This is a genomic window from Microbacterium sp. ANT_H45B, from assembly GCF_008369345.1.
GTDB lineage: Bacteria > Actinomycetota > Actinomycetes > Actinomycetales > Microbacteriaceae > Microbacterium.
Genome location: NZ_VOBK01000002.1, coordinates 260,868 through 285,689 on the forward strand (window position 1 = coordinate 260,868; position 24,822 = coordinate 285,689).

The 24,822-nt window shown below is 67.7% G+C and carries 23 protein-coding genes and 1 tRNA gene; 12 read left to right on the forward strand and 12 right to left on the reverse strand.

The window, feature by feature from the left end; genetic code table 11:
* The first annotated feature begins 196 nt into the window (after positions 1–196).
* Positions 197–883 (forward strand): DsbA family protein, encoded by a 687-nt coding sequence (locus tag FQ142_RS07605; protein WP_149422860.1) that lies wholly within the window; start codon positions 197–199, stop codon positions 881–883.
* 13 nt (positions 884–896) lie between these two features.
* On the opposite strand, the gene FQ142_RS07610 is transcribed toward FQ142_RS07605, so the two are convergent.
* A complete protein-coding gene (locus tag FQ142_RS07610; protein ID WP_316502216.1) occupies positions 897–1,565 on the reverse strand; it encodes a phosphotransferase in 669 nt (222 codons plus the stop codon).
* A gap of 37 nt (positions 1,566–1,602) precedes the next feature.
* The gene (locus FQ142_RS07615) at positions 1,603–2,097 is read right to left on the reverse strand and encodes a glutathione peroxidase (protein ID WP_045254584.1); all 495 of its coding nucleotides are present in this window, start codon (positions 2,095–2,097) and stop codon (positions 1,603–1,605) included.
* A 59-nt stretch (positions 2,098–2,156) separates the two neighbouring features.
* Between FQ142_RS07615 and dusB the strand changes: the two genes are divergently transcribed.
* From dusB to FQ142_RS07640, 5 genes are all read left to right on the forward strand, one after another.
* Positions 2,157–3,311 (forward strand): tRNA dihydrouridine synthase DusB, encoded by a 1,155-nt coding sequence (gene dusB / locus FQ142_RS07620; RefSeq protein WP_056418175.1) that lies wholly within the window; start codon positions 2,157–2,159, stop codon positions 3,309–3,311.
* A complete protein-coding gene (locus tag FQ142_RS07625) occupies positions 3,301–4,695 on the forward strand; it encodes a deoxyguanosinetriphosphate triphosphohydrolase (RefSeq protein ID WP_056418169.1) in 1,395 nt (464 codons plus the stop codon). The genes dusB and FQ142_RS07625 overlap by 11 nt, the downstream gene beginning before the upstream one ends.
* Positions 4,695–6,560, forward strand: a complete 1,866-nt coding sequence (gene dnaG / locus FQ142_RS07630) for a DNA primase (RefSeq protein WP_149422861.1) — start codon at positions 4,695–4,697, stop codon at positions 6,558–6,560. Before FQ142_RS07625 ends, dnaG begins: the two co-directional genes overlap by 1 nt.
* Positions 6,561–6,596: 36 nt before the next feature.
* Positions 6,597–7,370, forward strand: coding sequence for an ATP-binding cassette domain-containing protein (locus tag FQ142_RS07635; RefSeq protein ID WP_056418163.1), 774 nt, complete (start codon positions 6,597–6,599; stop codon positions 7,368–7,370).
* Positions 7,371–7,467: 97 nt separating this feature from the next.
* Positions 7,468–7,543, forward strand: a tRNA-Asn gene (locus FQ142_RS07640).
* Between the two features lie 122 nt (positions 7,544–7,665).
* Here FQ142_RS07640 and FQ142_RS07645 read toward each other — a convergent pair.
* Positions 7,666–8,172 (reverse strand): septum formation family protein, encoded by a 507-nt coding sequence (locus FQ142_RS07645; RefSeq protein WP_262492094.1) that lies wholly within the window; start codon positions 8,170–8,172, stop codon positions 7,666–7,668.
* 124 nt (positions 8,173–8,296) lie between these two features.
* Positions 8,297–8,863 (reverse strand): peptide deformylase, encoded by a 567-nt coding sequence (def, locus tag FQ142_RS07650; RefSeq protein ID WP_082539386.1) that lies wholly within the window; start codon positions 8,861–8,863, stop codon positions 8,297–8,299.
* Positions 8,864–8,924: 61 nt separating this feature from the next.
* Here def and FQ142_RS07655 point away from each other — a divergent pair, with 61 nt between their 5' ends.
* Complete coding sequence (locus FQ142_RS07655; protein WP_149423477.1) at positions 8,925–9,914, forward strand: DMT family transporter; 990 nt, start codon at positions 8,925–8,927, stop codon at positions 9,912–9,914.
* 29 nt (positions 9,915–9,943) lie between these two features.
* Here the strand turns inward: FQ142_RS07655 and pgl are convergent, their stop codons facing one another.
* From pgl to tkt, 6 genes are read right to left on the reverse strand one after another with little or no spacing between them, the layout of a single operon-like run.
* Complete coding sequence (gene pgl / locus FQ142_RS07660) at positions 9,944–10,729, reverse strand: 6-phosphogluconolactonase (RefSeq protein ID WP_149422863.1); 786 nt, start codon at positions 10,727–10,729, stop codon at positions 9,944–9,946.
* Positions 10,729–11,664 (reverse strand): glucose-6-phosphate dehydrogenase assembly protein OpcA, encoded by a 936-nt coding sequence (locus FQ142_RS07665; protein WP_149422864.1) that lies wholly within the window; start codon positions 11,662–11,664, stop codon positions 10,729–10,731. Before FQ142_RS07665 ends, pgl begins: the two co-directional genes overlap by 1 nt.
* Positions 11,661–13,211, reverse strand: a complete 1,551-nt coding sequence (gene zwf / locus FQ142_RS07670; protein ID WP_056418150.1) for a glucose-6-phosphate dehydrogenase — start codon at positions 13,209–13,211, stop codon at positions 11,661–11,663. The genes FQ142_RS07665 and zwf overlap by 4 nt, the downstream gene beginning before the upstream one ends.
* A gap of 22 nt (positions 13,212–13,233) precedes the next feature.
* Positions 13,234–14,841: a glucose-6-phosphate isomerase gene (locus tag FQ142_RS07675; RefSeq protein ID WP_149422865.1), complete on the reverse strand. Its 1,608-nt coding sequence runs from the start codon at positions 14,839–14,841 to the stop codon at positions 13,234–13,236.
* Positions 14,838–15,950: a transaldolase gene (tal, locus tag FQ142_RS07680; RefSeq protein ID WP_056418143.1), complete on the reverse strand. Its 1,113-nt coding sequence runs from the start codon at positions 15,948–15,950 to the stop codon at positions 14,838–14,840. Before tal ends, FQ142_RS07675 begins: the two co-directional genes overlap by 4 nt.
* A complete protein-coding gene (gene tkt / locus FQ142_RS07685) occupies positions 15,947–18,043 on the reverse strand; it encodes a transketolase (RefSeq protein ID WP_149422866.1) in 2,097 nt (698 codons plus the stop codon). Before tkt ends, tal begins: the two co-directional genes overlap by 4 nt.
* 338 nt (positions 18,044–18,381) lie before the next feature.
* On the opposite strand from tkt, the gene FQ142_RS07690 reads away from it, so the two are divergent.
* Positions 18,382–19,287, forward strand: a complete 906-nt coding sequence (locus FQ142_RS07690) for a heme o synthase (RefSeq protein ID WP_056419632.1) — start codon at positions 18,382–18,384, stop codon at positions 19,285–19,287.
* On the opposite strand, the gene FQ142_RS07695 is transcribed toward FQ142_RS07690, so the two are convergent.
* Together FQ142_RS07695 and FQ142_RS07700 are read right to left on the reverse strand one after the other, a co-directional pair.
* Entirely contained in the window at positions 19,233–19,676 is a 444-nt protein-coding gene (locus tag FQ142_RS07695) for a hypothetical protein (protein WP_262492095.1), read from the reverse strand. The genes FQ142_RS07690 and FQ142_RS07695 overlap by 55 nt on opposite strands.
* 84 nt (positions 19,677–19,760) lie before the next feature.
* On the reverse strand, positions 19,761–20,870 hold the full coding sequence (locus tag FQ142_RS07700; RefSeq protein ID WP_149422867.1) for a COX15/CtaA family protein: 1,110 nt from the start codon (positions 20,868–20,870) through the stop codon (positions 19,761–19,763).
* 232 nt (positions 20,871–21,102) lie between these two features.
* Here FQ142_RS07700 and sufB point away from each other — a divergent pair, with 232 nt between their 5' ends.
* The 4 genes from sufB to sufC are packed head-to-tail and all read left to right on the forward strand — an operon-like array spanning position 21,103 to position 24,820.
* Positions 21,103–22,521, forward strand: coding sequence for a Fe-S cluster assembly protein SufB (gene sufB / locus FQ142_RS07705; RefSeq protein WP_045254570.1), 1,419 nt, complete (start codon positions 21,103–21,105; stop codon positions 22,519–22,521).
* The gene (sufD, locus tag FQ142_RS07710) at positions 22,522–23,727 is read left to right on the forward strand and encodes a Fe-S cluster assembly protein SufD (RefSeq protein ID WP_056418135.1); all 1,206 of its coding nucleotides are present in this window, start codon (positions 22,522–22,524) and stop codon (positions 23,725–23,727) included.
* Positions 23,724–24,050, forward strand: a complete 327-nt coding sequence (locus tag FQ142_RS07715; protein WP_045254568.1) for a non-heme iron oxygenase ferredoxin subunit — start codon at positions 23,724–23,726, stop codon at positions 24,048–24,050. Before sufD ends, FQ142_RS07715 begins: the two co-directional genes overlap by 4 nt.
* Entirely contained in the window at positions 24,050–24,820 is a 771-nt protein-coding gene (sufC, locus tag FQ142_RS07720) for a Fe-S cluster assembly ATPase SufC (RefSeq protein ID WP_056418129.1), read from the forward strand. Before FQ142_RS07715 ends, sufC begins: the two co-directional genes overlap by 1 nt.
* Positions 24,821–24,822: the final 2 nt, after the last annotated feature.

Below are 24,822 nucleotides of genomic sequence, written 5' to 3' on the forward strand. Positions count from 1 at the left end.
GTGTGGTGCGCTCGCTGGGGGGTGCGCCCTTCGTCTCGCTGCGCTCGCTCAGGGTGCTGGGTGCGGGGTGTGCTGCGCTCGCTCAGGGGGCGGGGCGTGTGGTGCGCTCGCTCAGGAGGCGGGGCGTGTGGTGCGGTCGCTCAGGGTGCGGGGGCGCAACGGAATAGTGGAGACGAGGATGCGGTTGGATGTGAGTGTGACTGAAGCCATCTCGATCGACATCTGGTCCGACATCGCCTGCCCCTGGTGCTACATCGGCAAGCGCAACCTCGAGAAGGGACTGGAAGCCGTCGCCGGAGATGACGACGCTCCGCAGGTGAACATCACCTTCCACTCGTTCGAACTCTCGCCCGACACCCCTGTCGACTTCGATGGCGATGAGGTCGACTTCCTCGCCGGCCACAAGGGAATGCCCCGCGACCAGGTCGAGCAGATGCTCGCGAACGTGACCGGAGTCGCCGAGAAGGCGGGTCTGCAGTACCGGTTCGATCTGCTGCAGCACACCAACACCGTGAAGGCGCATGAACTGCTGCACTTCGCCAAGGCCGAGGGCGTCCAGCACGAGATGGAGGAGCGCCTGATGTCGGCCTACTTCACCGAGGGCAAGCACGTCGGCCGCATCGACGATCTGGTCGAGCTCGCCGGCGAAGTCGGACTCAACCCCGACGACACCCGTGAGGCCCTCGTGTCGGGACGTCACCTCTCGGACGTCCGCCAGGATCAGGCGCAGGCGCAGGCCTATGGAATCCAGGGCGTCCCGTTCTTCGTCATCGACGGCCAGTACGGCATCAGCGGCGCTCAGCCGCCGGCCGCCTTCGAGAACGTGCTGCGTGATCTCTGGGCCAAGCGGGGCGAGACCGAGCCCGAAGCCACGGCCGTCTAACGGTCAGGCCTCGTCAGAGGTCGAGGCGGGCCGAGTCGCGGTCAGCGCGTCGAACCAGGTCTGCTGATTCGCGCCGACGTAGTCGACGACCGTAGCCCAGTAGGAGCCGTGGCCATCCGCGAACATGGATGACCACGGCTCGCGGCCGTGCGAATGCGCGGAGGCCGTCAGCGGCATCCCGAGGCGCGACTTCGAGGACCGAGAGCGTGAAGGTCTGGGCCGCATAGGCGAGATCCCACAGCCGGGTGCTCGGTGCCGCGGCATCCCAATCGATGAAGACCCATCGGTCTCCGACGACGAGATTCCAGGGCGCGAGATCGTTGTGGCACACGATCTGCGCGTCCGGGGCAGGGATGGCGGTATCCCAGCGCGCGTCAGTGGGAGGAGTGAAGGTCTCGCTCGCGTCGTGTATGGCCCGAACCATCGCGCCGACGCGATGCAACCCGTCCGCGCTCAGCGGGCCGCCGTCGATCGCGAGCGGCCCGGGTATGAACTCGATGCGCTGCCGTCCGCGCTCGTCTCGACCGAGCGGCGTCGGAACCTCGACACCTCGATCCTGCACATGCGACATGAAGGCATGGACGCTCGGTGTCGAGGCGCTCCACTGCTTGCGGACGGTGTCGCCGACTCGGGTGACGATCCCGCTCGCGTTGCCGCCGGACAGCGCCCGCTCGTCATCCATGCGCGGACACCATCCCGCCGACAGCAGCGCCCAGGGCCTAGCGGGTCAGGGCGGCCTCGATCGCGCCGACGATCTCGGGGTCGTTCGGCTTCTGCTTGGGCCGGAACCGGACGACCTCTCCGTCGGGGAGCACGAGGAACTTCTCGAAGTTCCACTCGACGCGGCCGGCCTTGCCGCCGGCATCCGGCGTCTCCTTCAGCGTCTTGTAGAGCTCGGTGGCGTTCTTGCCGTTGACCTTCACCTTGTCGTTGATCGGGAACGTCACGCCGTAGGTGGTGGAGCAGAACTCGAGGATGCTGTCGACCGAACCCGGCTCCTGTCCGAAGAACTGGTTGCACGGGAACCCCACGACGCTGAAGCCGCGGTCGCCGTACAGGCGCTGCAGTTCCTCGAGCTGCTCGTACTGCGGGGTCAATCCGCATTTCGACGCCACGTTGACGACGAGAACCACGTCGGCGCCGAGGTCGTCGAGGGTCTTCTCGTTGCCGTCGGCGTCGGTGAAGGGGATGGAGCGGACTGCGGGATCGGTCATATTCACAGCTTAGATCGATGCGCCGAGACCGGCTCCATGTCTGGGAGAATGGAGGGGATATGACTCTCGCCACCGCATCCGCTCGCACCCTTCGCATCGGTCCGATCGCTCTCGACGTGCCGGTCGTCCTCGCACCCATGGCGGGCATCACCAACACGGCGTTCCGTCGCCTCTGCCGCGAGTACGGCGCGGGCCTCTATGTGAGCGAGATGATCACGTCCCGTGCGCTGGTCGAGCGCAACGAGACGACCATGCGTCTCATCCGTCACCACGAGTCCGAGACCCCGCGCTCCATCCAGCTCTACGGCGTCGATCCGCACACGATCTCCGAGGCGGTGCGCATCATCGTCGCCGAGGACCACGCCGACCACATCGACCTGAACTTCGGCTGCCCGGTGCCGAAGGTCACACGCAAGGGCGGCGGGGCGGCGCTGCCGTGGAAGAGCTCGCTCTTCTCGCAGATCGTCACGCAGGCCGTGAAGGCCGCGGGCGATGTGCCGTTGACCATCAAGATGCGCAAGGGCATCGATCCCGATCACCTGACCTTCCTCGACGCCGGCCGGGCGGCGGAGGATGCGGGGGTCTCAGCGATCGCCCTGCACGCCCGCACCGCGAGCGAGTTCTACTCCGGCTTCGCCGATTGGAACGCGATCGGCGAGCTCAAGCAGGCCGTGACCAGCGTCCCTGTTCTCGGCAACGGCGACATCTGGTCCGCCGCCGACGCGGTGCGCATGATGGAGCAGACGGACTGCGACGGCGTCGTCGTCGGGCGCGGGTGCCTGGGGCGTCCCTGGCTGTTCGGTGAACTCGCCGAGGCGTTCGGAGCCGAGTCGCACCCCGTCGATGCGACCCTCGGATTCGTGGCGAACGCCTTCCGTCGCCACGCCGAGCTGCTCGTCGAGTTCTTCGAAGACGAGGACCGCGGATGCCGCGACGTCCGCAAGCACGTCGCCTGGTACTTCAAGGGGTATCCGGTCGGCGGCGACATCCGCACCGGCCTCGCGACGGCGTCGAGCCTCGCCGAGATCGACGACCTGCTCGGTCAGCTCGACCACAGCGCTCCCTACCCCGGTGCGGATGCCGAGGGCCAGCGCGGTCGTTCGGGTCGCCCCAAGCGGCCTGCGCTGCCGGACAAGTGGCTGGAGTCGCGGGAGCTCGCGGCATCGGCATCCGAGATGATGCGAGGGGCGGAGATCGAGAACAGTGGCGGCTGATCCTCAGGCACACACAGCAGGCGGTCGATCGGACGGCTACGACCCCCGTGACGCCGAGCGCTTCTTCGCCGAGACCCATCGCTCGGCCCGCGGTGACTTCGCCCGCGACAGGGCGAGGGTTCTGCACTCCGCAGCGCTGCGCCGTCTCGCCGCGAAGACGCAGGTGCTCAGTCCCGCCAGCACGGCGGACTTCGCCCGCAACCGCCTGACGCACTCGCTCGAGGTCGCGCAGGTCGGCCGTGAGCTCGCGACGGAGCTCGGCGTCTCGGCCGACGTGGTCGACACCGCGTGCCTCAGCCACGACCTGGGACACCCGCCGTTCGGACACAACGGCGAGAGGGCGCTCAACGAATGGGCCGAGCCGATCGGCGGTTTCGAGGGCAATGCGCAATCCCTCCGCATCCTCACCCGGCTCGAGGCCAAGGCCATCGACGATGACGGGCAGTCCGTCGGCCTCAACCTCACCAGGGCGAGCCTCGACGCGACCTGCAAGTACCCGTGGACGGTCGACCACCCGGTCCCCGACCCCGGCGGTCGTCTCAAGTTCGGCGTGTACCCCGACGATGAGGCGGTCTTCCGGTGGATGCGCGAGGGCGCTCCGGGGCGGCTGCGCTGCATCGAGGCCGAGGTGATGGATCTCTCGGACGACATCGGCTATTCGGTCCATGACTTCGAGGACGCGATCCTCAACGGCTACGTCGATGTCGCCCAGCTCTCGGATCCACGTCAGCACGAGGCGCTGATCGACCGCATCCAGCAGTGGGTGGGATACGACTTCACTCGTGACGAGCTCGCCGATGCGCTCTACCGACTCGCGTCGCAGCCGATGTGGCTGGGGTCGTTCGATCGGTCCCGTCGCGATCTCGCCCGTCTCAAGAACCTCACCAGCGACTTCATCGGCCGGTTCGCCCGCGCGGCCGTGTCGGCCACGCGCGAGGCCTACGCGGGACCCGCTCTCGTGCGGTACAACGCGCATGTCGTCGTGCCCCGGGTGATCGAAGCCGAGATCGCCGTGCTCAAGGGGATCATGGGTCAGGCGATCGTGACGATCGACGCTCGCAAGGGCGTGTACAAGGAGCAGCGTCGCGTGCTCAAGCGGCTCGCCGATGCGCTCTGGTCGACGGACGCCCTGTGGTCTGCGGGAGCGGATGTGCTCGAGCCCGCCTTCTCCGCCGACTTCATGGCGGCGACGACGGATGCGGAGCGCGCCCGCGTGATCGTCGATCAGATCGCGAGTCTCACCGACCAGAGCGCGATCGACTGGCACAACAGGCTCGTCGGCGAGATCGATCCGGCCGAGGTCGGCATCTGGACGCCGCGGCACGCCCGACCGGGGGCGACCCCGCACGCACCGCGTCGGGTCGTCGTCGAAGAGGTGGGCTGATGCCCCTCATCCGCCAGGCCGACGTCGACGAGGTCAAGGCGCGCACGAACATCGCTGACATCGTCGGAGAGCGCGTCGCGCTCAAGTCAGCGGGCGTCGGGTCGCTCAAGGGGCTCTGCCCCTTCCACGACGAGAAGAGCCCGAGCTTCCACGTGCGGCCCCAGGTGGGCTACTACCACTGCTTCGGATGCGGCGCATCGGGTGACGTCTACTCCTTCCTCCGCGAGATGGACCACGTCAGCTTCACCGAAGCCGTCGAGCGCCTCGCCGGACGTGTCGGCTTCGCGCTGCACTACGAAGACGGTGGATCGGCGCCGGAGACGAGTGGACGCAGCCGCCTGTACGCCGCCAACACGGCCGCGGCGGAGTACTTCCGGGGGCAGCTGCTCACCGCGGATGCCGAGGAGGGCCGTCGCTTCCTGGGTGAACGCGGCTTCGACGCCGGAGCAGCCGCGCATTTCGGCGTCGGCTTCGCCCCACGCGGCTGGGACAAGATGCTCAAGGCGCTGACGGCGCAGGGTTTCACCCGCGAGGAGCTGAGCACGGCCGGCCTCGTCTCCACAGGTCAGCGCGGAGTGTACGACCGGTTCCGCGGCCGCCTGGTGTGGCCCATCCGCGACGTGTCCGGGCAGACGATCGGATTCGGCGCCCGCAAGCTGTTCGACGACGACCAGGGGCCGAAGTACCTGAACACGCCGGAGACCCCGATCTACAAGAAGGCACAGGTGCTGTACGGCCTCGATCTCGCCAAGCGCGACATCGCCCGTGGCGACCCTCGTCGGGTCGTGGTGGTCGAGGGATACACCGATGTGATGGCGTGCCATCTGGCGGGTCTCACCACGGCGATCGCGACGTGCGGCACGGCCTTCGGCACCGATCACATCAAGGTGCTGCGCCGGGTCATGGGCGACGACAACGCCTCGGGCGAGGTCGTCTTCACCTTCGACGGTGACGAGGCCGGGCAGAAGGCGGCCCTGAGGGCGTTCACCGAAGACGATCGCTTCAACGCGCAGACGTTCGTGGCCGTCGCACCGGACGGCCTCGATCCCTGCGATCTGCGACTGCAGCGCGGCGACGCCGCCGTGCGCTCTCTCATGGAGACCAAGCAGCCGATGTTCGAGTTCGCCATCGACCGCAAGCTGAGCGGCTTCGATCTCGCCACCGTCGAGGGGCGGGTCGGTGCCCTGCGTGCCGCGGCGCCGATCGTCGCCGAGATCCGCGACCGCCTGCTGCGCCCCGGCTACGAGCGTGTCCTCGCCCGCCGGCTCGGCATGGATCCGACCGAGGTGCACAGTGAGGTCGAGCGGGCGGCTCGCGGGGGAGCGCAGACGTCGCGCCACGAGACGGTCACCCGGCACGACACCGCATCGGATTCCGGGGCGGGTTCCGCGCTCGCACCGGTGACGCTCGCGAGCCTGCCCCGCACCGCCGACGTCGCTGTCGAGCGGGATGCATTGATGGGAGCGCTGCAGTACGGGCACCAGGTCGATCAGGCGCTGCTCGCCCGCGCGCTCGGCGCTCCGTTCCGCACGCCGGGTCTCGATGCCGTGCGAGAGGCGGTGGCGGCTGCGCCCGATCGCACCCGATCGGGCTGGGTGACGGATGCCGTGAACTCGGTGCGCGAGCCGTACCGTTCGCTCGCGGGAGAGCTGCTGATGACGCCGTTCCCCGCACGCAACGAAGAGGGGGCGGTCGCGTCGACGACCGACCTCGCCCGTCGTCTGATCATGCGGAGCCTCCAGCAGGAGAAGGAGGAGCTGCTCGGTGCCGTGCAGCGGGTGCCGGCGGATTCCGACGGAGGACGCGCGTTGCGGATGCGTCTGAGAGACATCGACGTCGAGCGTCAGCGGTTCACCGAGTCGTAACGGACCCCGTCCTGTGCGGCAGTGCAGGATAGAAGAATGGCCTCTCGCCCCGAGTCGACGAATGCGATCGACACCTCCGACCTCGTGATCGACCGCGTGGGCCACAGCGGCCCCACCCGGGCCATCGACGGTGTCAGCTTCTCACTCGCGCCCGGTGAGCTCATCTGCGTGGCGGGTCCGACCGGGTCGGGCAAATCGACGCTCGTCGCCGCGCTGGCAGGTTCGACCGATGCCTCCGTGCGGGTCGTCGGAGGGAGCGCGCAGGTCTGCGGCGTCGACATCCGCCGTCCGGGGCGCAAGCATCGGGTGCTCACCTACCGCACGGGCTTCGTGCCGCAGGGGGCCGGTGCCGACCTTCCGCCCCAGCTCACGGTCAACGAGGTGATCGCGGAGCCCATTCTGATGCGCGAGAAGCGCGTGAACACGAAGGCGCTGTCGATCCGGGTCGCGACGCTGCTCGACGAGCTGCATCTCCCGCTCGGCACGGCCTCGAAGTTCCCCTACGAGCTCAGCGCCGGGATGCGCCAGCGGGTCGCGATCGCTCGGTCGTTCGTGCTCGAGCCGCGGGTGCTCATCGCCGACGAGATCCTCGCCAACCTCGACCTCGAGGTCAGGCCGGTCGTGTTCGACGCGATCACACGACGCCGGAAGGAACTGGGGATGGGGGCTCTGCTCGTCACCAACGACGCCGACTTCATCCGCGAGCTGAACGCCGAGACGCTCATGCTCCGCGGCGGGCATGTGGTGGCGCGCGGGGTCGGCAAGGACCTGCTCTGGGCGCCGAACGCCGAAGCGGATTCCGGGCTCTGAGCCGGGCCGTGAGCGACACGCCCGATGTGCGGCCCGTGTCACGAGCACGCTTGGGAGTTTGCTAGGATTGACGAGTTGCCCGCGCAGCGGAGCACATTCCTCGGTAGCTCAATTGGCAGAGCAGCCGGCTGTTAACCGGCAGGTTCTTGGTTCGAGTCCAAGCCGGGGAGCCAATGAGAAGCCCCTCTTCGGAGGGGCTTCTCCCTTTCCGCAGGGGCGTTGTCGTCACTGCGGAGCAGGACCGACGCACGAAAGAAGGCCCCGTCGATGACGGGGCCTTCTTTCGTCGACCTGATCAGCGCGCGGCGCCCTTGAGGGAGCCGGTGGTCTGTCCTGCCGGGTCGGTGACGACGCACTGCACGACGCGGTCGTTCAGCTGGTCCCAGGTGTCCTGCGTCGGAGTGATCGGGTACACCTCGAGTGCGGAGTCGTCGTACGCGATGCCGATGAAGCTCGTGTACGCGTCGCCGATGCACTCCTGCGAGGCGGCGTCGACGTTCTCCTCGGAGAACTCGCCGTCGTCCATCGTGATCTCGTAGTAGACCTCTTCATCGTGCGGCTGGTCGCACGGGACGACATCGGCATCCTCGATCAGACCGGAGGCGCTGGCCATCTTGCAGTCGCCGAGCTTGAGCGCGAAGATGTCGATGTTGGCGCTCTCGGTGACCTGTCCGGTGTCCTCGTCGCGATCCGCGTCGCCGGCACCTCCTCCGAGAATTCCGTTCAGTGTGCTGCAGCCGGTCAGAGCGACCGACAGCGCCACCGCAGAACCTGCCAGCGCCAGTGCGCGTCGAGTGCGCATTTTCATCATGATGTCCCCTCCAGAGCGTCGTGGGCGGACATACCGATATGCCGCCTCCAGAACGCTATCCGTCCGCGAGTCTGTGATGCAACTCGGAGAAGCCTGTGACTGGGCTGAAAGGCGGTCAGCCTTCGAGATCCTCGACACCCGGCATCCAGCTGGCGCCCGGCTTGCCCCAGCCGCGCTTCTTGGCGATCTTCTGCACGGTCTTCCAGTCGCCGTCCGACAGACGGTCGATGTAGAGGATGCCGTCGAGATGATCGAACTCATGCTGCATGATGCGCGCGCGCCATCCGTCGACGACGATCTCGACCGGGGCGCCCTCGAGGTCGAGCCCCGTCACCCGCACCCGCTCGGAACGGCGCAGGGGGAATCGCTCGCCGGGGAACGAGAGACATCCCTCGGACTCGAGCTCGTCATCGGGTTCGCCCGGCTCGAGCGGCACCATCCACAGCTCGGGGTTGATGATGACCCCGCGCCAGGGCTGATCATCGTCGTCGACGTAGGAGTACGTGTAGAGGCGCAGCGGCACCCCGACCTGCGGGGCGGCGAGGCCCACGCCGGGTGCGATGTCCATGGTCTCGAACATGTCGGCGACGAGGACGCGGATGTCGTCGGTGATCTCGTCGACGGGGGAAGCGGGGGAGTGCAGGACGGGGTCGCCCATGATGCGAATAGGAAGAACAGCCACGCCATAACCCTACTCGGCGCATATCCCCGGGTAGGGTCTTAGCGTGAGCATCTCCGTATGGATGACTGGGGCGGACGACGTCACAGAGCAGCTGGTTGGCGTCTTTCAGAACCCCAAGCTGCTCCTCGGCATCCCGCTGGCGCTGGCCGGTGCCGTCTTCATGTCGCTCGGCGCGCAGTACCAGCACCGCGGGGTCGAGAAGGTCGAGCGTCTGAGCGGAGCGAACGGCACCAGTGGTCTGAGTGCCGGCCAGATCAAGGCGCTCCTCACGCGCCCATCCTGGTTGGCGGGCACGGTGATGCTGGCACTGGCCATCGTGTGCCAGCTCGCCGCCCTCTCGCAGGCTCCGTTGATCGTCGTGCAGCCGCTCGGCGCCATCGCGCTCGTGATCACCACGCTGCTGAACGCCCGGATCTCCGGACACTCACCCACCAGGCAGTCGATCACCGCGATCGTGTGCTGTGTGGGCGGGATCTTCCTCTTCGTCTTCTTCGCCGCCATCTTCGCGACAGAGAAGGAGATCGCCGACACCGAGCTCTTCACGATCCTGGCGATCCTGCTCGTCGTCATCATCGTGCTCGGGGCCTGCTGGCTCGTCCTCCGTCGCCGCATGCGCGCGCTCTTCTACGTCATCGGCGCGGGTATCCTCTACGGCTTCGTCGCGACTCTCGCGAAAGCCGTGATCAACCGGATCGAAGCCGGCAACTTCGAGTGGATCACGGTGATCTGCGTGATCGCCCTGATCGCCGCGGCAGCCGTGGGCGCCTACTTCGTGCAGACCGCCTACAGCTCCGGCCCTCCCGACCTCGTGATCGCCGGCCTGACGGTCGTCGATCCGCTCATCGCGGTGCTCATCGGAATGGTCGTGCTGGGGGAGGCTGCCGCCGCTCCGCCGTGGGTCCTGGTGATCTTCGGCGTCGCAGGGGCGATCGCCGTGTGGGGTGTCGTGGGACTCGCCCGCTACCACCCTCAGGTGCTGAGCGACAGTCAGGACCTCGGCATCACCCGGGGCAGCGACGCGAAAGGCCCCGAGGAGAACCCCGAGGCCTGAGCGCGTCAGCGCCGTCGCGTTCGAACGCGTCAATACGCCGGATCGATGAGGTCCGGCGACACCTCCGAGGCCGCGGCCTCGTCGACGAAGAACACCGTGCGCTTGCGTCCTTTCGCGCCCGCTGCGGGCACGTTCGTGTAGCTGGCCCCTGCGAGCGCGAGGCCCAGTGCCGACGCCTTGTCGGTCCCCGTGAGCACCAGCCATACCCGCTTCGACGCATTGAGCACAGGGCGGGTCAGCGTCACGCGCTCGGGTGGCGGCTTGGGCGAGTCGCGAACGGGGAGTGCGGCCGCATCCGTCACCGTGACCTCGGTACGGTCGGGGAAGAGCGAAGCGATGTGACCATCAGGACCGACGCCGAGGAAGCAGACCGCGAACGACGGCCAGGGGTGCTCGGAGGTACCGAACCTCGCGAGCTCGGCGGCGTAGGCTGCAGCCGCCTCGTCGAGGGTCAGGCCTTCTCCGGAAGCCGCCACCTCGTGCACGTTCTCCTCGGGAACGGCGATGTGATCCAGCAGCGCCTCCCGGGACTGGAGGGCGTTGCGATCGGCGTCGTCGCGCGCGACGAAGCGCTCGTCTCCCCACCAGAAGTGCACGAGAGACCAGTCGATCTGTGCAGACCTCGGGTTGCGGAGGGTCGCTCGCAGCACGGCCCCGCCCATCGATCCGCCGGTGAGGGCGACATGGGCGATCCGCCCGTTTCGCGTTCGGGCGCGCAGGCGGGTGAGGAATCTGTCGGCCACGCTCGTGGCGAGAGCCTCAGGGGTGGCCTCGACCACGACGCGCTTCTCCGCGGACGTTGTCTGCGTCGACATCATTCTCCTGTCTTGGGCGGGCCCAGCTTCTCCCAGCCCTCGGTGATCACTCGACCGTACAGGACGTCGGGGTCGAGCCTGCGCAGCTCCTCGGCGAGACACTCGCGGAGGGTGCGTCGGGGGAGATGCAGGTCGTGGTCCGGCTGATCCGGCTGGGTGAGGACGGCAGCACCCGGCGTCGGGCGCTCGAGCAGGATGTCGCCCGACTCGCGGTGCAGACGCACACCCTTGATGCCCTCCTGCCAGTGCTCCGGATCCTCGTACGACCAGGTGACCGGGACGTCGAGCGCCATCTGCAGCCACGCCGCGAGCAGAGCCGTCGACGGAGAGGCGGAACCGCCTCGGACCTCGACAGCCGTGACCTCTTCGTACGGGGGCTGGTCGAGCACGGCGGCCAGCTGCTCGCGCCAGTACGTCAGACGCGTCCAGGCGAGGTCGGTGTCACCGGGGGCGTGCGTCTCCCCGAGGAGCGCGAGCCGATCGCGGACGTCGGGGGCGGTCGCGGCATCCGTGATGCGTCGCTGTGCGATCCTGCCCAGCGGGGACTCCGAGGGAGCCGCCGGTGCTTCCTCCGGCCACCAGGCGACGACGGGAGCGTCGGGCAGCAGCAGCCCGGTGACCAGGCTCTCCTCGTTGCTCGCCGCGTCACCGTAGGCATGGAGCACCACGACCTCGCTGGCGCCGGCGTCGCCGCCGACGCGGATCTGCGCGTCGAGGTGTGCGTCGCCGTCACCGGTGGTGACGACGATCACGCGCATGGGGTGCTCGCGCGACGCATCGTTCGCCGCGTCGATGGCCGCCTCGGCCACGCCGTTGCGGGCCGAGATGATGAGCGTGAGCACGCGGCCGAGAGCGACCGCGCCGCCGTCTTCGCGCACCTTGACGAGCTGCTTGGCGACCTGGCTCACGGTCGTGTCGGGAAGATCGATGATCATGGGCGTCTCCACACTCGTCCGTCGCGGGCCAGAAGGTCATCGGCGGATGCCGGACCCCAGGAGCCGGGGGCGTACTGGTCGACCGGACCGCCCTCGGCGGCCCAGAACTCCTCCACGGGGTCGAGGATCTTCCAGGAGAGCTCGACCTCCTCGTGTCGCGGGAACAGGGGCGGATCGCCCAGAAGGACGTCGAGGATCAGACGCTCATACGCCTCGGGGCTCGCCTCGGTGAAGGCGTGCCCGTATCCGAAGTCCATCGTGACGTCGCGCACATTGGTGCCGTTGCCAGGGACCTTGGAGCCGAAACGGATCGTGACGCCCTCGTCGGGCTGTACGCGGATGACAAGGGCGTTCTGCCCCAGCTCCGCTGTGTTCGAGCGTCCGAAGAGGTGCTCGGGCGCCTTCTTGAACACCACGGCGACCTCGGTCACACGGCGGCCGAGACGCTTGCCCGTGCGCAGGTAGAACGGGACGCCCGACCAGCGCCGGGTGTCGATCTCGAGCTTGATGGCCGCGTAGGTCTCGGTGGCCGACTCGGGGTTCATGCCGTCTTCGTCGAGGAAGCCGGTGACCTGCTCGCCGCCCTGCCATCCGCCGGCGTACTGCCCGCGAGCGGTCGAGAGCGAGAGGTCGTCCGGCACATGCACCGCGGCGAGCACCTTCTCCTTCTCGGCGCGAAGGTGCTCCGCGGAGAGGCTGATCGGCTCTTCCATCGCGGTGAGCGCGAGAAGCTGCAGAAGGTGGTTCTGGATGACGTCGCGCGCGGCTCCGACTCCGTCGTAATACCCCGCGCGTCCGCCGACGCCGATGTCCTCGGCCATCGTGATCTGCACGTGGTCGACGTAGTTGCGGTTCCAGATCGGCTCGTAGAGCTCATTGGCGAAGCGGAGAGCCAGGATGTTCTGGACGGTCTCCTTGCCGAGGTAGTGGTCGATGCGGAAGATCGAATCCGGGGAGAACGCGACCTCGAGGGCGGCGTTCAGCTCGCGCGCGGATTCGAGATCATGCCCGAACGGCTTCTCGATGACGACACGACGCCAGCGCTCGTCGTCATCGTCGTTCGCACCGACGAGACCCGAGTCCTTGAGCTGCTGCGCGACGACGGCGAACGACTTCGGCGGGATCGACAGGTAGAACGCGTGGTTGCCCATCGTGCCGCGTTCGACATCGAGCTGATCGACCGTCTCGCGGAGCTTGCGGAACGAATCGGGGTTGTCGAACTCGCCGGACACGAACCGGATGCCCTGCAGCAGCTGAGCCCACGTCTCCTCACGGAACGGCGTGCGCGCATGCTCCTTGACGGCGTCGTAGACGACCTGCGCGAAGTCCTGGTCCTCCCAATCGCGGCGGGCGAAACCGACGAGGGCGAATCCGGGCGGCAGGAGTCCGCGGTTGGCGAGGTCGTAGACCGCGGGCATGAGCTTCTTGCGTGACAGGTCTCCGGTGACGCCGAAGATCACGAGGGCGCTGGGCCCCGCGATCCGGTTGAGGCGGCGATCATCGGGGTCACGCAGCGGGTTGTGCCCGCGCGAGATGGGAACAGACATCGGTGGGAGGTTCTCCTGGCTGTTACTTCTGAGCTGCTTCGAAGAGGGTGAGGACGTCGGCCGAGGTATCGGTGATCGTCAGGGAGACGACCGGACGGCCGTGCTCGGCGAGGACACCGGCATCGCCGGCGGCCTGAGCCTCGAGGAGCTGACCGAACGTGTACGGGCGCTCCGGGATCTCGAGATCGACATCCGTGCGCTCCAGGATCTGGACGTACACGCCCTGTGCGGGACCGCCCTTGTGGTACTGACCGGTGGAGTGCAGGAAGCGCGGACCCCAGCCGAACGTCGTCGGTCGACCGGAGTCGGCGACGACGAGTTCGCGGAGCCCCTGCAGCTGCGGCACGTCGAGTCGGTTGACGTAGGCCTGGATGGAGACGTATCCGTCGTCGGCGAGCCGTGCCCAGAGTGCGTCGAGCACACCCTCGACGGTTCCGGAGACCGCGAGTGCGGGGTCGGAGACGCGGACCTCGACGCCGTTCTCGACGAACGAGGGCTCGGTCGGCGCGGGGCGCGCGTCGAGCAGTCCGCGAGCGGCGACCTTGGCCGACTCGACGTCGGGCTGGTCGAACGGATTGATGCCGAGCAGATAGCCGGCGATCGCGGTGGCGTACTCCCACACGATGATCTGAGCACCGAGCGAGCCGCTGACGAGGATCTCTCCCTCGTGCCGCTCGCGGAGGTGGAACTCGTTCGCGTCATCGACCAGACGGACGACCTGCAGGTCGGCAGGCTTCGCATCCAGCTCGGGTGACACGGGAAGCAGCACCACGGGCAGGATGCCGGTGCCGTCCTTGCCGGTGGATTCGGCGATCAGCTGTTCGATCCAGTCCGGCAGCCCCTTGATGTGCGTGCCGTCGGTGATCAGGCCGAGCTTGTCGCGTCGGGGAGTCGTCGCGGCGATGGCCGCCGCGAGACGGAGAGCGGGGTTGTCGGCCGAATCGACCGCGACCTCGAGCAGCGAGGCCTCGGCCTCGTTAAGCAGCTCGTCGACGTCAGCACCGGCGAGACCCGCCGGCACCAGTCCGAACGCGGTGAGGGCAGAGTAGCGCCCTCCGACGTTCGGGTCGGCGGTGAAGACGCGGTATCCCGCATCCCTGGCAGAGCCGTCGAGCGGGGAGCCGGGGTCGGTGACCACGACGATCCGATCGACGGGGTCGATGCCGACGTCGCGGAAGGCCGCTTCGAAGGTGCGGCGCTGCGAATCCGTCTCGACGGTGGAGCCGGACTTCGAGGAGACGACGAGGACGGTCGACTCCAGACCCTCGTCGAGCGCCGCCAGCACCTGGCCGGGAGCGGTCGAATCGAGGATCGTCAGCGGTACACCGGCGGTCTGGGCGATCACTTCGGGGGCGAGCGAGGATCCGCCCATCCCGGCGAGCACGACCCGCGTCACACCCTTCGCGCGCAGATCGGCGCGCAGCGCCTCGATCTCGGCGACGAGGGGGCGAGACACCGACACAGCCTCGACCCAGCCGAGCCGGATCGATGCCTCGGACTCTGCGGCGGGACCCCAGAGGGCGGAGTCCGCGCCGGTGACGCGCGACGCGATCAGGTCGTGGACCAGTGCGGGCACCGTGTCATCGATCGCGACCCGAGCCGCCCCGGAGGCGTGGATCGCGAAAGTCATCGCTGGGCCTCGAGGCCCTCGGCCACCTGCGTCAGCAGATCGTGCCACGAGTCGATGAACTTCGCGACGCCTTCGTCCTCCAGGACCTGGGTGACATCGGTGAAGTCGATTCCGAGCGCGGCCAGGCCGGCGAAGACCTCGCGAGCCTCCTCGTAGCCACCCGTGATGGTGTCGCCCGTGACGACACCGTGGTCGAAGGTCGCCTCGAGCGTCTTCTCGGGCATCGTGTTGACGACGTCCTTCGCGACGAGCTCGGTGACGTAGAGGGTGTCGGGCAGAGCCGGGTCCTTGACGCCGGTCGATGCCCAGAGCGGACGCTGCGCGTTGGCGCCGAGCTTGACGAGGTCCTGAGCGCGCTTCTCCGCGAACTTCTGCTCGAAGAGCTCGTAGGCGAGACGGGCGTTCGCGAGCCCGGCCTTGCTCTTCAGAGCCTCGGCCTCGTCGGTGCCGATCGCGGACAGACGCTTGTCGGTCTCGGTGTCGACACGCGACACGAAGAACGACGCGACCGAGTGGATGCTAGACAGGTCGAAGTCGGCGCTGTGCGCCCGCTCGAGACCGGTGAGGTACGCATCGATGACCTCGGCGTAGCGCTCCAGGCTGAAGATCAGCGTGACGTTGACGCTGATGCCGGACGCGATGGCTTCGGTGATGGCCGGGAGGCCGGCCTTCGTCGCGGGGATCTTGACGAGCAGGTTCGGGCGGTCGACCTTGGCCCACAGCTCCTTGGCGGAAGCCACGGTGCCCTCGGTGTCGTGTGCGAGGTCGGGGGAGACCTCGATGGACACGCGGCCGTCGACGTGACCGGACTTCTCCCACACGGGGCGGAAGACGTCGAGCGCTGCCGCGACGTCCTGCGTGGTCGCGGCGAAGACGGCCTCTTCGGCGGTCGCGCCGGAGGCGGCGAGCTCGGCGACCTGCGCGTCGTACGACGTGTTGTTCTTGTCGGTGATCGCGTTCGCGAAGATCGTCGGGTTTGTGGTGACGCCGACGACGTTGCGGGTCTCGATCAGCTCGGCGAGGTTGCCGGAGGAGATGCGGGTGCGGGACAGGTCGTCGAGCCAGATGCTGACACCGGCTGCGGCGAGGTCTGCGGTGGGGGTGCTCATGCGTTCTCCTTGATGGTCTCGCGTGCGGCCGCGATGACGGCCTCGGTGGTGATGCCGAACTTCTCGAACAGGGTCTTGTAGTCGGCGGAGGCGCCGAAGTGGTCGATGCCGACCGAGCGGCCGCGGTCGCCCACGATGCCGCGCCAGCTGAGGACGGAACCCGCCTCGACCGAGACGCGGGCGGTGACGGCCTTCGGCAGGACCGACTCGCGGTACGCCTCGTCCTGCTCGTCGAACCACTCCAGCGAGGGAGCGGAGACGACGCGCACGTTGATGCCCTCGTCCGCCAGGGCCGCGCGGGCGTCGACGGCGAGCTGCACCTCGGAGCCGGTCGCGATGATGATCACGTCGGGCGTGCCGTTCGGAGCCTCGGCGAGCACGTACGCGCCCTTGGCGACACCGTCGGTGGACGCGAACACGTCACCGGATGCGTCGCTCTGGCCGCGCTCGAACACCGGGATGTTCTGACGGGTCAGGGCGATGCCTGCCGGGCCCTCGTGGCGGCGCAGGATCTCGAGCCAGGCGGCCGAGGTCTCGTTGGCGTCGGCGGGGCGCACCAGGGTGAAGTTCGGGATGGCGCGGAGCGTCGCGATCTGCTCGACCGGCTGGTGGGTCGGGCCGTCCTCGCCCAGGGCGACGGAGTCGTGCGTCCAGACGAAGATGCTCGGGACGTTCATCAGGGCGGCGAGACGCACCGGCGGGCGCATGTAGTCGCTGAAGATGAGGAAGGTGCCGCCGAAGGCCCGTGTCGGACCGTGCAGCACGATGCCGTTCACGATCGCGCCCATGGCGTGCTCGCGAATGCCGAAGTGCAGCACGCGGCCGTAGGGGTCGCCCGACCATTCATGGGTCGACCACTCGGCCGGGATGAAGGACTTCGCATCCTTGATCGTCGTGAGGTTGGACTCGGCGAGATCGGCCGAACCGCCCCAGAGCTCGGGGAGCTCGGCGGCGAGTGCGTTGATGACCTGGCCCGACGCCGCTCGCGTCGACACGTCCTTGCCGCTCTCGAACACCGGGAGCGCCGAGGCGATGTCCGCGGGGAGCTCCTTCGCCTCGAGGCGGTCGAGGAGCGCCTTGCGCTCGGGGTTCGCGGCGGCCCATGCGTCGAACGAGGTCTGCCAGGCGGCGCGTGCCTCGGCGGCGCGGTCCGCCAGTCCGCGGGTGCGTGCGAGAACGTCGTCGGCGACGACGAAGTGCTCCTCAGGGTCGAACCCGAGAACCTTCTTCGTCGCGGCCAGCTCGTCGCCACCGAGGGCGGAGCCATGGATCTTGCCGGAGTTCTGCTTTCCGGGCGACGGCCATCCGATGATCGTGCGGAGGATGATGAGGGACGGCTTCGAGGTCTCGCCCTTGGCGGTCTCGATCGCTGCGTTGAGCTCCGCGACGTCCTCGACGTATTCGCCGGTCTTCTTCCAGTCGACGATCTGCACCTGCCAGCCGTACGCCTCGTAGCGCTTGGCCACGTCTTCGGTGAAGGCGACGTTGGTGTCGTCCTCGATCGAGATCTGGTTGGAGTCGTAGATCGCGATGAGGTTGCCGAGCTCCTGGTGGCCCGCGAGGGAGGAGGCCTCGCTCGTCACGCCCTCCTGGAGGTCGCCGTCACCCGCGATGACGTAGACGAAGTGGTCGAACGGGCTCGTGCCCGGCTGCGCCTCGGGGTCGAACAGACCGCGCTCGTAGCGGGCGGCGTAGGCGAAGCCGACGGCGGAGGCGAGACCCTGGCCGAGCGGACCGGTCGTGATCTCGACGCCCTTGGTGTGTCCGTACTCGGGGTGTCCGGGGGTCAGCGAGCCCCAGGTGCGCAGCGCCTTGAGGTCGTCGAGCTCGAGACCGAAGCCGCCGAGGTAGAGCTGCACGTACTGGGTGAGCGACGAGTGTCCGACCGAGAGGATGAAGCGGTCACGGCCGAGCCAGTCGGTGTCGGTCGGATCGTGGCGCAGCACACGCTGGTAGAGGAGATACGCGGCCGGAGCCAGGCTCATCGCGGTACCGGGGTGGCCGTTCCCGACCTTCTCCACGGCATCCGCTGCCAGCACGCGCGCGGTGTCCACCGCGCGCCGGTCGATCTCATCCCACTGCAATTCCGACACTGTGAAGCCCTTCTGCACCTGTTCGAGAGCGACCGGAGAGCACTATCGCAGACCGCAACTCTGATGAGGGGTGTGTGATGTGCGCCGGTCGCGCGAGTCATTTCAGCATAGCGCCGTGGTGTGACCCGTTACCCCTTCTTACAACGCGTCGCCGGCTCAGGAATTCCATGGCGGGAGGGGCGTGTCGCACCCTCTTGAGACCGGGGGTCGACGTGAGCGGGATGCGGTCTCGCGAGGATCGGGAGAGTCCCCGCAGCAGGGCGGGCCTGCCCTCTCACGTGCCCTAGACTGGTAAAGCTGTCGTGACGCGTGTGGAGGAGGGGATCGAGATCTCGACGATGTCTGATCAGACCGTTGTGAAGAAGTCCATCGGTCGTACCGTGAAGGCCTACGTCGCCCTCACCAAACCGCGCGTCCTCGAACTGCTGCTGGTGTCCACCGTTCCGGTGATGTTCCTCGCCCAGGGCGGGCTCCCCGACATGTGGCTCGTGATCGCCACGGTGATCGGCGGCTCCCTGAGCGCCGGATCCGCCGCGGCGTTCAACATGTACCTCGATCGCGACATCGACGCGCACATGCACCGCACCGAGAACCGTCCGCTCGTGACGGGAGAGATCACTCCGCGCGGAGCGCTGATCTTCTCCTGGACACTCGCCGTGCTCTCGACCGTATGGCTGTGGTTCACGACCAACTGGCTCGCGGCCACGCTGTCGGCATCCGCCATCTTCTTCTACGTCGTGATCTACACGATGATCCTCAAGCGCCGCACGGAGCAGAACATCATCTGGGGCGGTATCGCCGGATGCTTCCCCGTGCTCATCGGCTGGGCCGCGGTCACCGAGTCGCTCGACTGGCCCGCGTTCATCCTCTTCCTCCTCATCTTCCTCTGGACGCCGCCGCACTACTGGCCCCTCTCGATGAAGTACAAGGACGACTACGAAGACGTCGACGTGCCCATGCTCGGCGTCACGCGCAACGCCTCGCAGGTCGGACTCCAGGTCATCCTCTACGCGTGGGCGACCGTCGCCTGCTCGCTGCTGCTGATCCCGATCGCCGGCATGGGCCTCGTCTACGGTGTGTCCGCCGCGGTCTTCGGCGGCTGGTTCATCTACGAATCGCACCGTCTGTACAACCAGGCGGTGCGGGGGAACGAGGCGCGGCCGATGCGGGTCTTCCACGCCTCGATCACCTACTTGACGCTGATCTTCGTGGCCGTGGCGGTCGACCCGCTGCTTCCGTTCTGACCTTCGTCGCCTTCCGACTCCGTCTCGGTGGTGTCGGCTGAGGGGAGATCCGTCCGCTCGGTCGGCTCCGGCTCCGTCTCGTCATCCGCCTCCGCGGTCCAGTCGATCGGCTCGACGACCACCGGTGCCGGCGTCGGGAGCAGAGCCTGCACCGCGACGAGAGCGACGGCGATCAGAAGGCCGATGACGCCCGCGCCGAGGAGCGCGGCGCCGACCACGACGAGCGACTGTCCGACGTAGACCTCGATGCCCGTCGCGGTGCCGTCGAGCAGGGTGCTGGTCATCGTGCCGAGCTGCCCGGCGATGATCCACCCGCCGACGGCCGCAGACGCGAGCGAGAGCACGAGGAGGAGCCAGAAGCCGATGCTGCGTGTCAGTGACTTGTTCATGCGGGCCACGTTGCACGACGAACTGATGAGCCGCCGATGCCGCAGCTATGCATCCACTGTGCGGGCCGTGACCGATCGCGCCCGTCAGTCCTTTGTGCTGACCGGCGTCTTCAGGTGCAGCACGACCACCGTGTAGGCCGCGGCCGACAGCGAGGCGAGGACCATGTGGATGCCGACGAGCAGCGGCGGAAGCCCCTCGCGCGCCTGCCAGATGCCGACGCCGACCTGGACGAGGATCGCGACCACCAGCACGAGCAGCCACCGACGCGGCTCCAGACGCAGCACCCAGGCCGAGATCGTCAGCGCGGCGACGAGCGCGGCGAGGATGTACCCGGGCCACGAGTGCACGTGCGCGAGGACGGTCGCGTCGAAGCCGTGGCGGAAGACGTCGGCGTCACCCGAGTGCGGGCCGGAGCCGGTGGTCAGCACTCCGAACACGATGGTGACCGCGAGGGCGAGACCTGTGACGTGGCTCAGGATGGTGAACCACTTCGGCACAGCGCTCACGCGGGGTCCCGGCACGGCGTACAGCCGCACGAGGAACGCTGCGGTCACGCAGACCAGGAGCAGCGACGACACGTAGTGGAAGCCGACGATGAAGGGGTTCAGGCCGGTGAGCACGGTGATGCCGCCCACCAGTGCCTGCGCGACGACGCCGATCAGGACGATCCAGGCGAGGATCACGAGGTCGCGTCTCTCTGTGGTCAGCCTGACCGATCTCACAGTCGCCGCGATCACGATGGCCAGCAGCGCCGCCATGGCGAACGGCGTCGCAGGCACCGAGAAGAACCACATGACGCCGAAGACGATTCCGGCCGCGACGATACCGGCGGCGGCGAACAGCAGAGCCGAGAAGACCAGGCGACGACCGCCGACGCGCGCGAGCACGAGCAGCAGCACCGCGAGGGCGATGACGCCGACGACTCCGGTCATGACGCGGTTGCCGAACTCGATGATGCCGTGGATTCCCTGATCGGCATAGATCGGCACGAGGGACTCCGGCGTGCACAGCGGCCATTCCGAGCATCCGAGCCCCGAGCCCGTGAGGCGCACGGCGCCGCCGGTGCCGATGATGATCGTCTGCGCGAGGAAGGACAACCAGGCGACGATCCGCAGCGCACGTCCCCAGAGGACTGCGTGCGTTGACGGCGCGCCGGGGGAGTTCGTGGAGGAGGCGATCGTGGGCTGGGGCATAAGTCTCTCCGAACCGCGCCGGACACGGCGAGCGGCCCTGTCTTCAGGCGGAACCTGTAGAATCGGATTGTTGCGATGAGCGCTGACCGCGCTGATGCATTGTCAACAGTTTAGGCGCGATGGATGCGCCGGTGATGAGGGCCCACCAACGGCACCCGCTCCCGCAGACTCGACGGGGATCAGGTGTGTCGGGGCGGATTACACCGTTTGGGACCTGTGAGGAGAGTGTGTGATGTCGGATGTGCTGATCGACCGCCCGGAGCTTGACGGCCTGGGGGTGTATGAATTCGGATGGCACGACGCGGACGCCGCCGGAGCGATCGCCAAGCGAGGCATCTCGGAAGAGGTGGTCCGCGGGATCTCGGCGCTCAAGCACGAACCCGAATGGATGCTGAACACCCGTCTCAAGGGGTACCAGCTCTTCGGACGCAAGCCGATGCCCACCTGGGGCGCCGACCTCAGTGAGATCGACTTCGACAACATCAAGTACTTCGTGCGCTCCACGGAGAAGCAGGCGCAGTCCTGGGAGGACCTGCCTGCCGAGATCCGGGAGACCTACGAGCGTCTCGGCATTCCCGAGGCCGAGCGTCAGCGCCTGGTCGCCGGTGTCGCGGCGCAGTACGAGTCCGAGGTCGTCTACCACCAGATCCGCGAGGACCTGGAGGAGCAGGGCGTCATCTTCATGGACACCGACACCGCGCTGCGCGAGCACCCCGAGTTCTTCGAGGAGTACTTCGGATCGGTGATCCCCGCCGGCGACAACAAGTTCGCCGCGCTGAACACGGCCGTCTGGTCGGGAGGATCGTTCGTCTACGTCCCCAAGGGCGTCCACGTCGAGATCCCATTGCAGGCCTACTTCCGCATCAACACCGAGAACATGGGCCAGTTCGAGCGGACCCTGATCATCGCCGACGAAGACAGCTACGTGCACTACATCGAGGGCTGCACGGCGCCGATCTACAAGTCGGACTCGCTGCACTCGGCGGTCGTCGAGATCATCGTGAAGAAGAACGCCCGCGTTCGGTACACGACGATCCAGAACTGGTCGAACAACGTCTACAACCTCGTCACCAAGCGTGCGGTCGCGCACGAGGGCGCGACGATGGAGTGGGTCGACGGCAACATCGGCTCCAAGGTGACGATGAAGTACCCGTCGATCTATCTGATGGGCGAGCACGCCAAGGGTGAGACGCTCTCGGTCGCCTTCGCCGGACCCGGCCAGCACCAGGATGCGGGCGCCAAGATGATCCACATGGCGCCGTACACGCAGTCGTCGATCGTGTCGAAGTCGATCGCCCGTGGCGGTGGACGTGCCGGTTACCGCGGTGAGGTGCGGGTGGACGCGAACGCGCACCACTCCGCCAACACCGTGCGATGCGACGCTCTGCTGGTCGACACCAAGTCGCGCTCCGACACCTACCCGGCGATCGACATCCGCGTCGACGACGTGCAGCTCGGTCACGAGGCCACGGTGTCGAAGGTCAGCGAGGAGCAGCTCTTCTACTTGCAGTCCCGCGGCATGCCCGAGGACGAGGCCATGGCCATGATCGTGCGCGGTTTCATCGAGCCGATCGCGCGTGAGCTGCCGATGGAGTACGCGATGGAACTCAACAAGCTCATCGAAATGGGCATGGAAGGATCGGTCGGCTAAATGGCGGCCTCGACGACGGCGCCCAGCGAGGCGCAGCATACGAACGCGCACATCGACCCCGCAGCACAGGTCTCGGATGCCGGGTTCGTGCCCGTGCAGACCCGCTCGGAGCGCCCCCACTCGTTCGACCCGGCGGACTTCGGTTCGCCCACGGGCCGTGAGGTGAACTGGAAGCACACTCCGGTGTCCAAGCTCTCCGCGCTGTTCGCGGTCGCGGCGACGGCCGAGGGCGTGGGCTACTCGTTCCGCTCCGGCGAGCAGTACGTCTCGGCACCCCTGACCGCGGGCACCGCCCCTCGTGGCGAGGTATTCCTCGCCGAGGATGTCACAGCCGCCGTCGCGTGGCAGGGGGCGACCGACGCGTTGCACATCCGTATCCCTCGCGAGGAGGAGGTCGCTGAGCCGATCCTCGTCTCCGTCGAGGGACTCGGCGCCGAACTGCGCGCCGACGCCCACATCGTGATCGAGGCGCTCGAGCACAGCTCCGCCACGGTCGTGCTGCAGCACACGGGTGCCGCCCAGTACTCGCAGAACGTCGAGATCATCGTGCGCGACGGCGCCACGCTCACCGTCATCAGCCTGCAGCAGTGGCAGGACGAGGCCGTGCATGCGTCCGCGCATCAGGCACGGGTCGACGCGGATGCCACGCTCAAGCACTTCGTGATCAGCTTCGGCGGAGGCGTCGTGCGCGTGAACCCGAGCGTGGAGCTCGCCGGAGCCGGTTCCGAGGGGTACCTCTACGGTCTGTCCTATGCCGACGCCGGCCAGCACCTCGAGAGCCAGGTCTACCTGCACCACAAGGGGCCGCACACGAAGGGCGATGTCCTCTACAAGGGTGCTCTGCAGGGTGAGAGCGCGCACAGCGTCTGGATCGGCGACGTGCTGATCGGCGCCGATGCGACGGGCACCGACTCGTACGAGGCCAACCGCAACCTGGTGCTCACCGAAGGCGCTCGCGCCGACTCGATCCCGAACCTCGAGATCGAGACCGGGGACATCCTCGGTGCAGGTCACGCCAGCGCGACGGGTCGTTTCGACGACGAGCAGCTGTTCTACCTGCAGGCTCGGGGGATCAGTGAGGAGGAAGCGCGCCGCCTCGTGGTGCTCGGCTTCCTCACCGACATCGTGCAGCGCCTCGGCATCCCCGAGCTGGAATCCGAGCTGCTCGCCGCCATCGAGACCGAACTCTCCGAGGTGAGCGCGTGAGCGCGGAGCGCGTGTGCGGCGTCTCGGAACTCGAGCAGGACATGCCGATCCGTGTCGAGCCGAGCGGTGTCCCGATCACCGTGATCAAGGACGCGGAGGGCGTGATCCACGCCATCGGCGACACCTGCACCCACGGCGAGATCTCGCTGTCCGAGGGCTTCGTCGAGGGTGACACGGTGGAATGCTGGGCTCACGGCTCGGCGTTCTCGCTCCTCACCGGCAAGCCCGGCAACCTCCCCGCTTATGAGCCGGTTCCCGTCTACATCGTCGAGATCGACGGTGACGACGTGCTCATCGACCCGACTGTGACGAAGGAAATCTGATGTCTGTTCTCGAAATCCGCGACCTCCATGTGACGGTCGAGACCGATGCGGGGACCACCCCGATCCTCAACGGAATCACGTTGACCATGAACACCGGCGAGACGCACGCGATCATGGGGCCCAACGGCTCCGGCAAGTCGACGCTCGCGTACACGATCGCCGGTCACCCCAAGTACACCGTGACGTCGGGGTCCATCACGTTCGACGGCAACGACGTCCTCGCGATGTCCGTCGACGAGCGCGCCCGTGCCGGACTGTTCCTCGCGATGCAGTACCCGGTCGAGATCCCCGGCGTGACGGTGACGAACTTCCTCCGCACGGCCAAGACGGCTCTCGACGGTGAGGCTCCCGCGATCCGCGGCTGGACCAAGGACGTCAAGGCGGCCATGGCCAACCTGCGCATGGACCCGAAGTTCGCTCAGCGCAATGTCAACGAGGGCTTCTCGGGCGGCGAGAAGAAGCGCCACGAGATCCTGCAGCTCGAGGTCCTCAAGCCGCAGTTCGCGATCCTCGACGAGACCGACTCCGGCCTCGACGTCGACGCGCTGAAGATCGTCTCCGAGGGGGTCAACCGCGCCAAGGAGTCCACCGGTCTCGGCGTGCTCCTGATCACGCACTACACGCGCATCCTCCGCTACATCCGCCCCGACTTCGTGCACGTGGTCGTCGCCGGCAAGATCGTCGAAGAGGGTGGCCCCGAGCTTGCCGACCGGCTCGAGGACGAGGGATACGACCGTTTCCTCGACCCCGCCGCCCCCATCGAGGCGTAGGC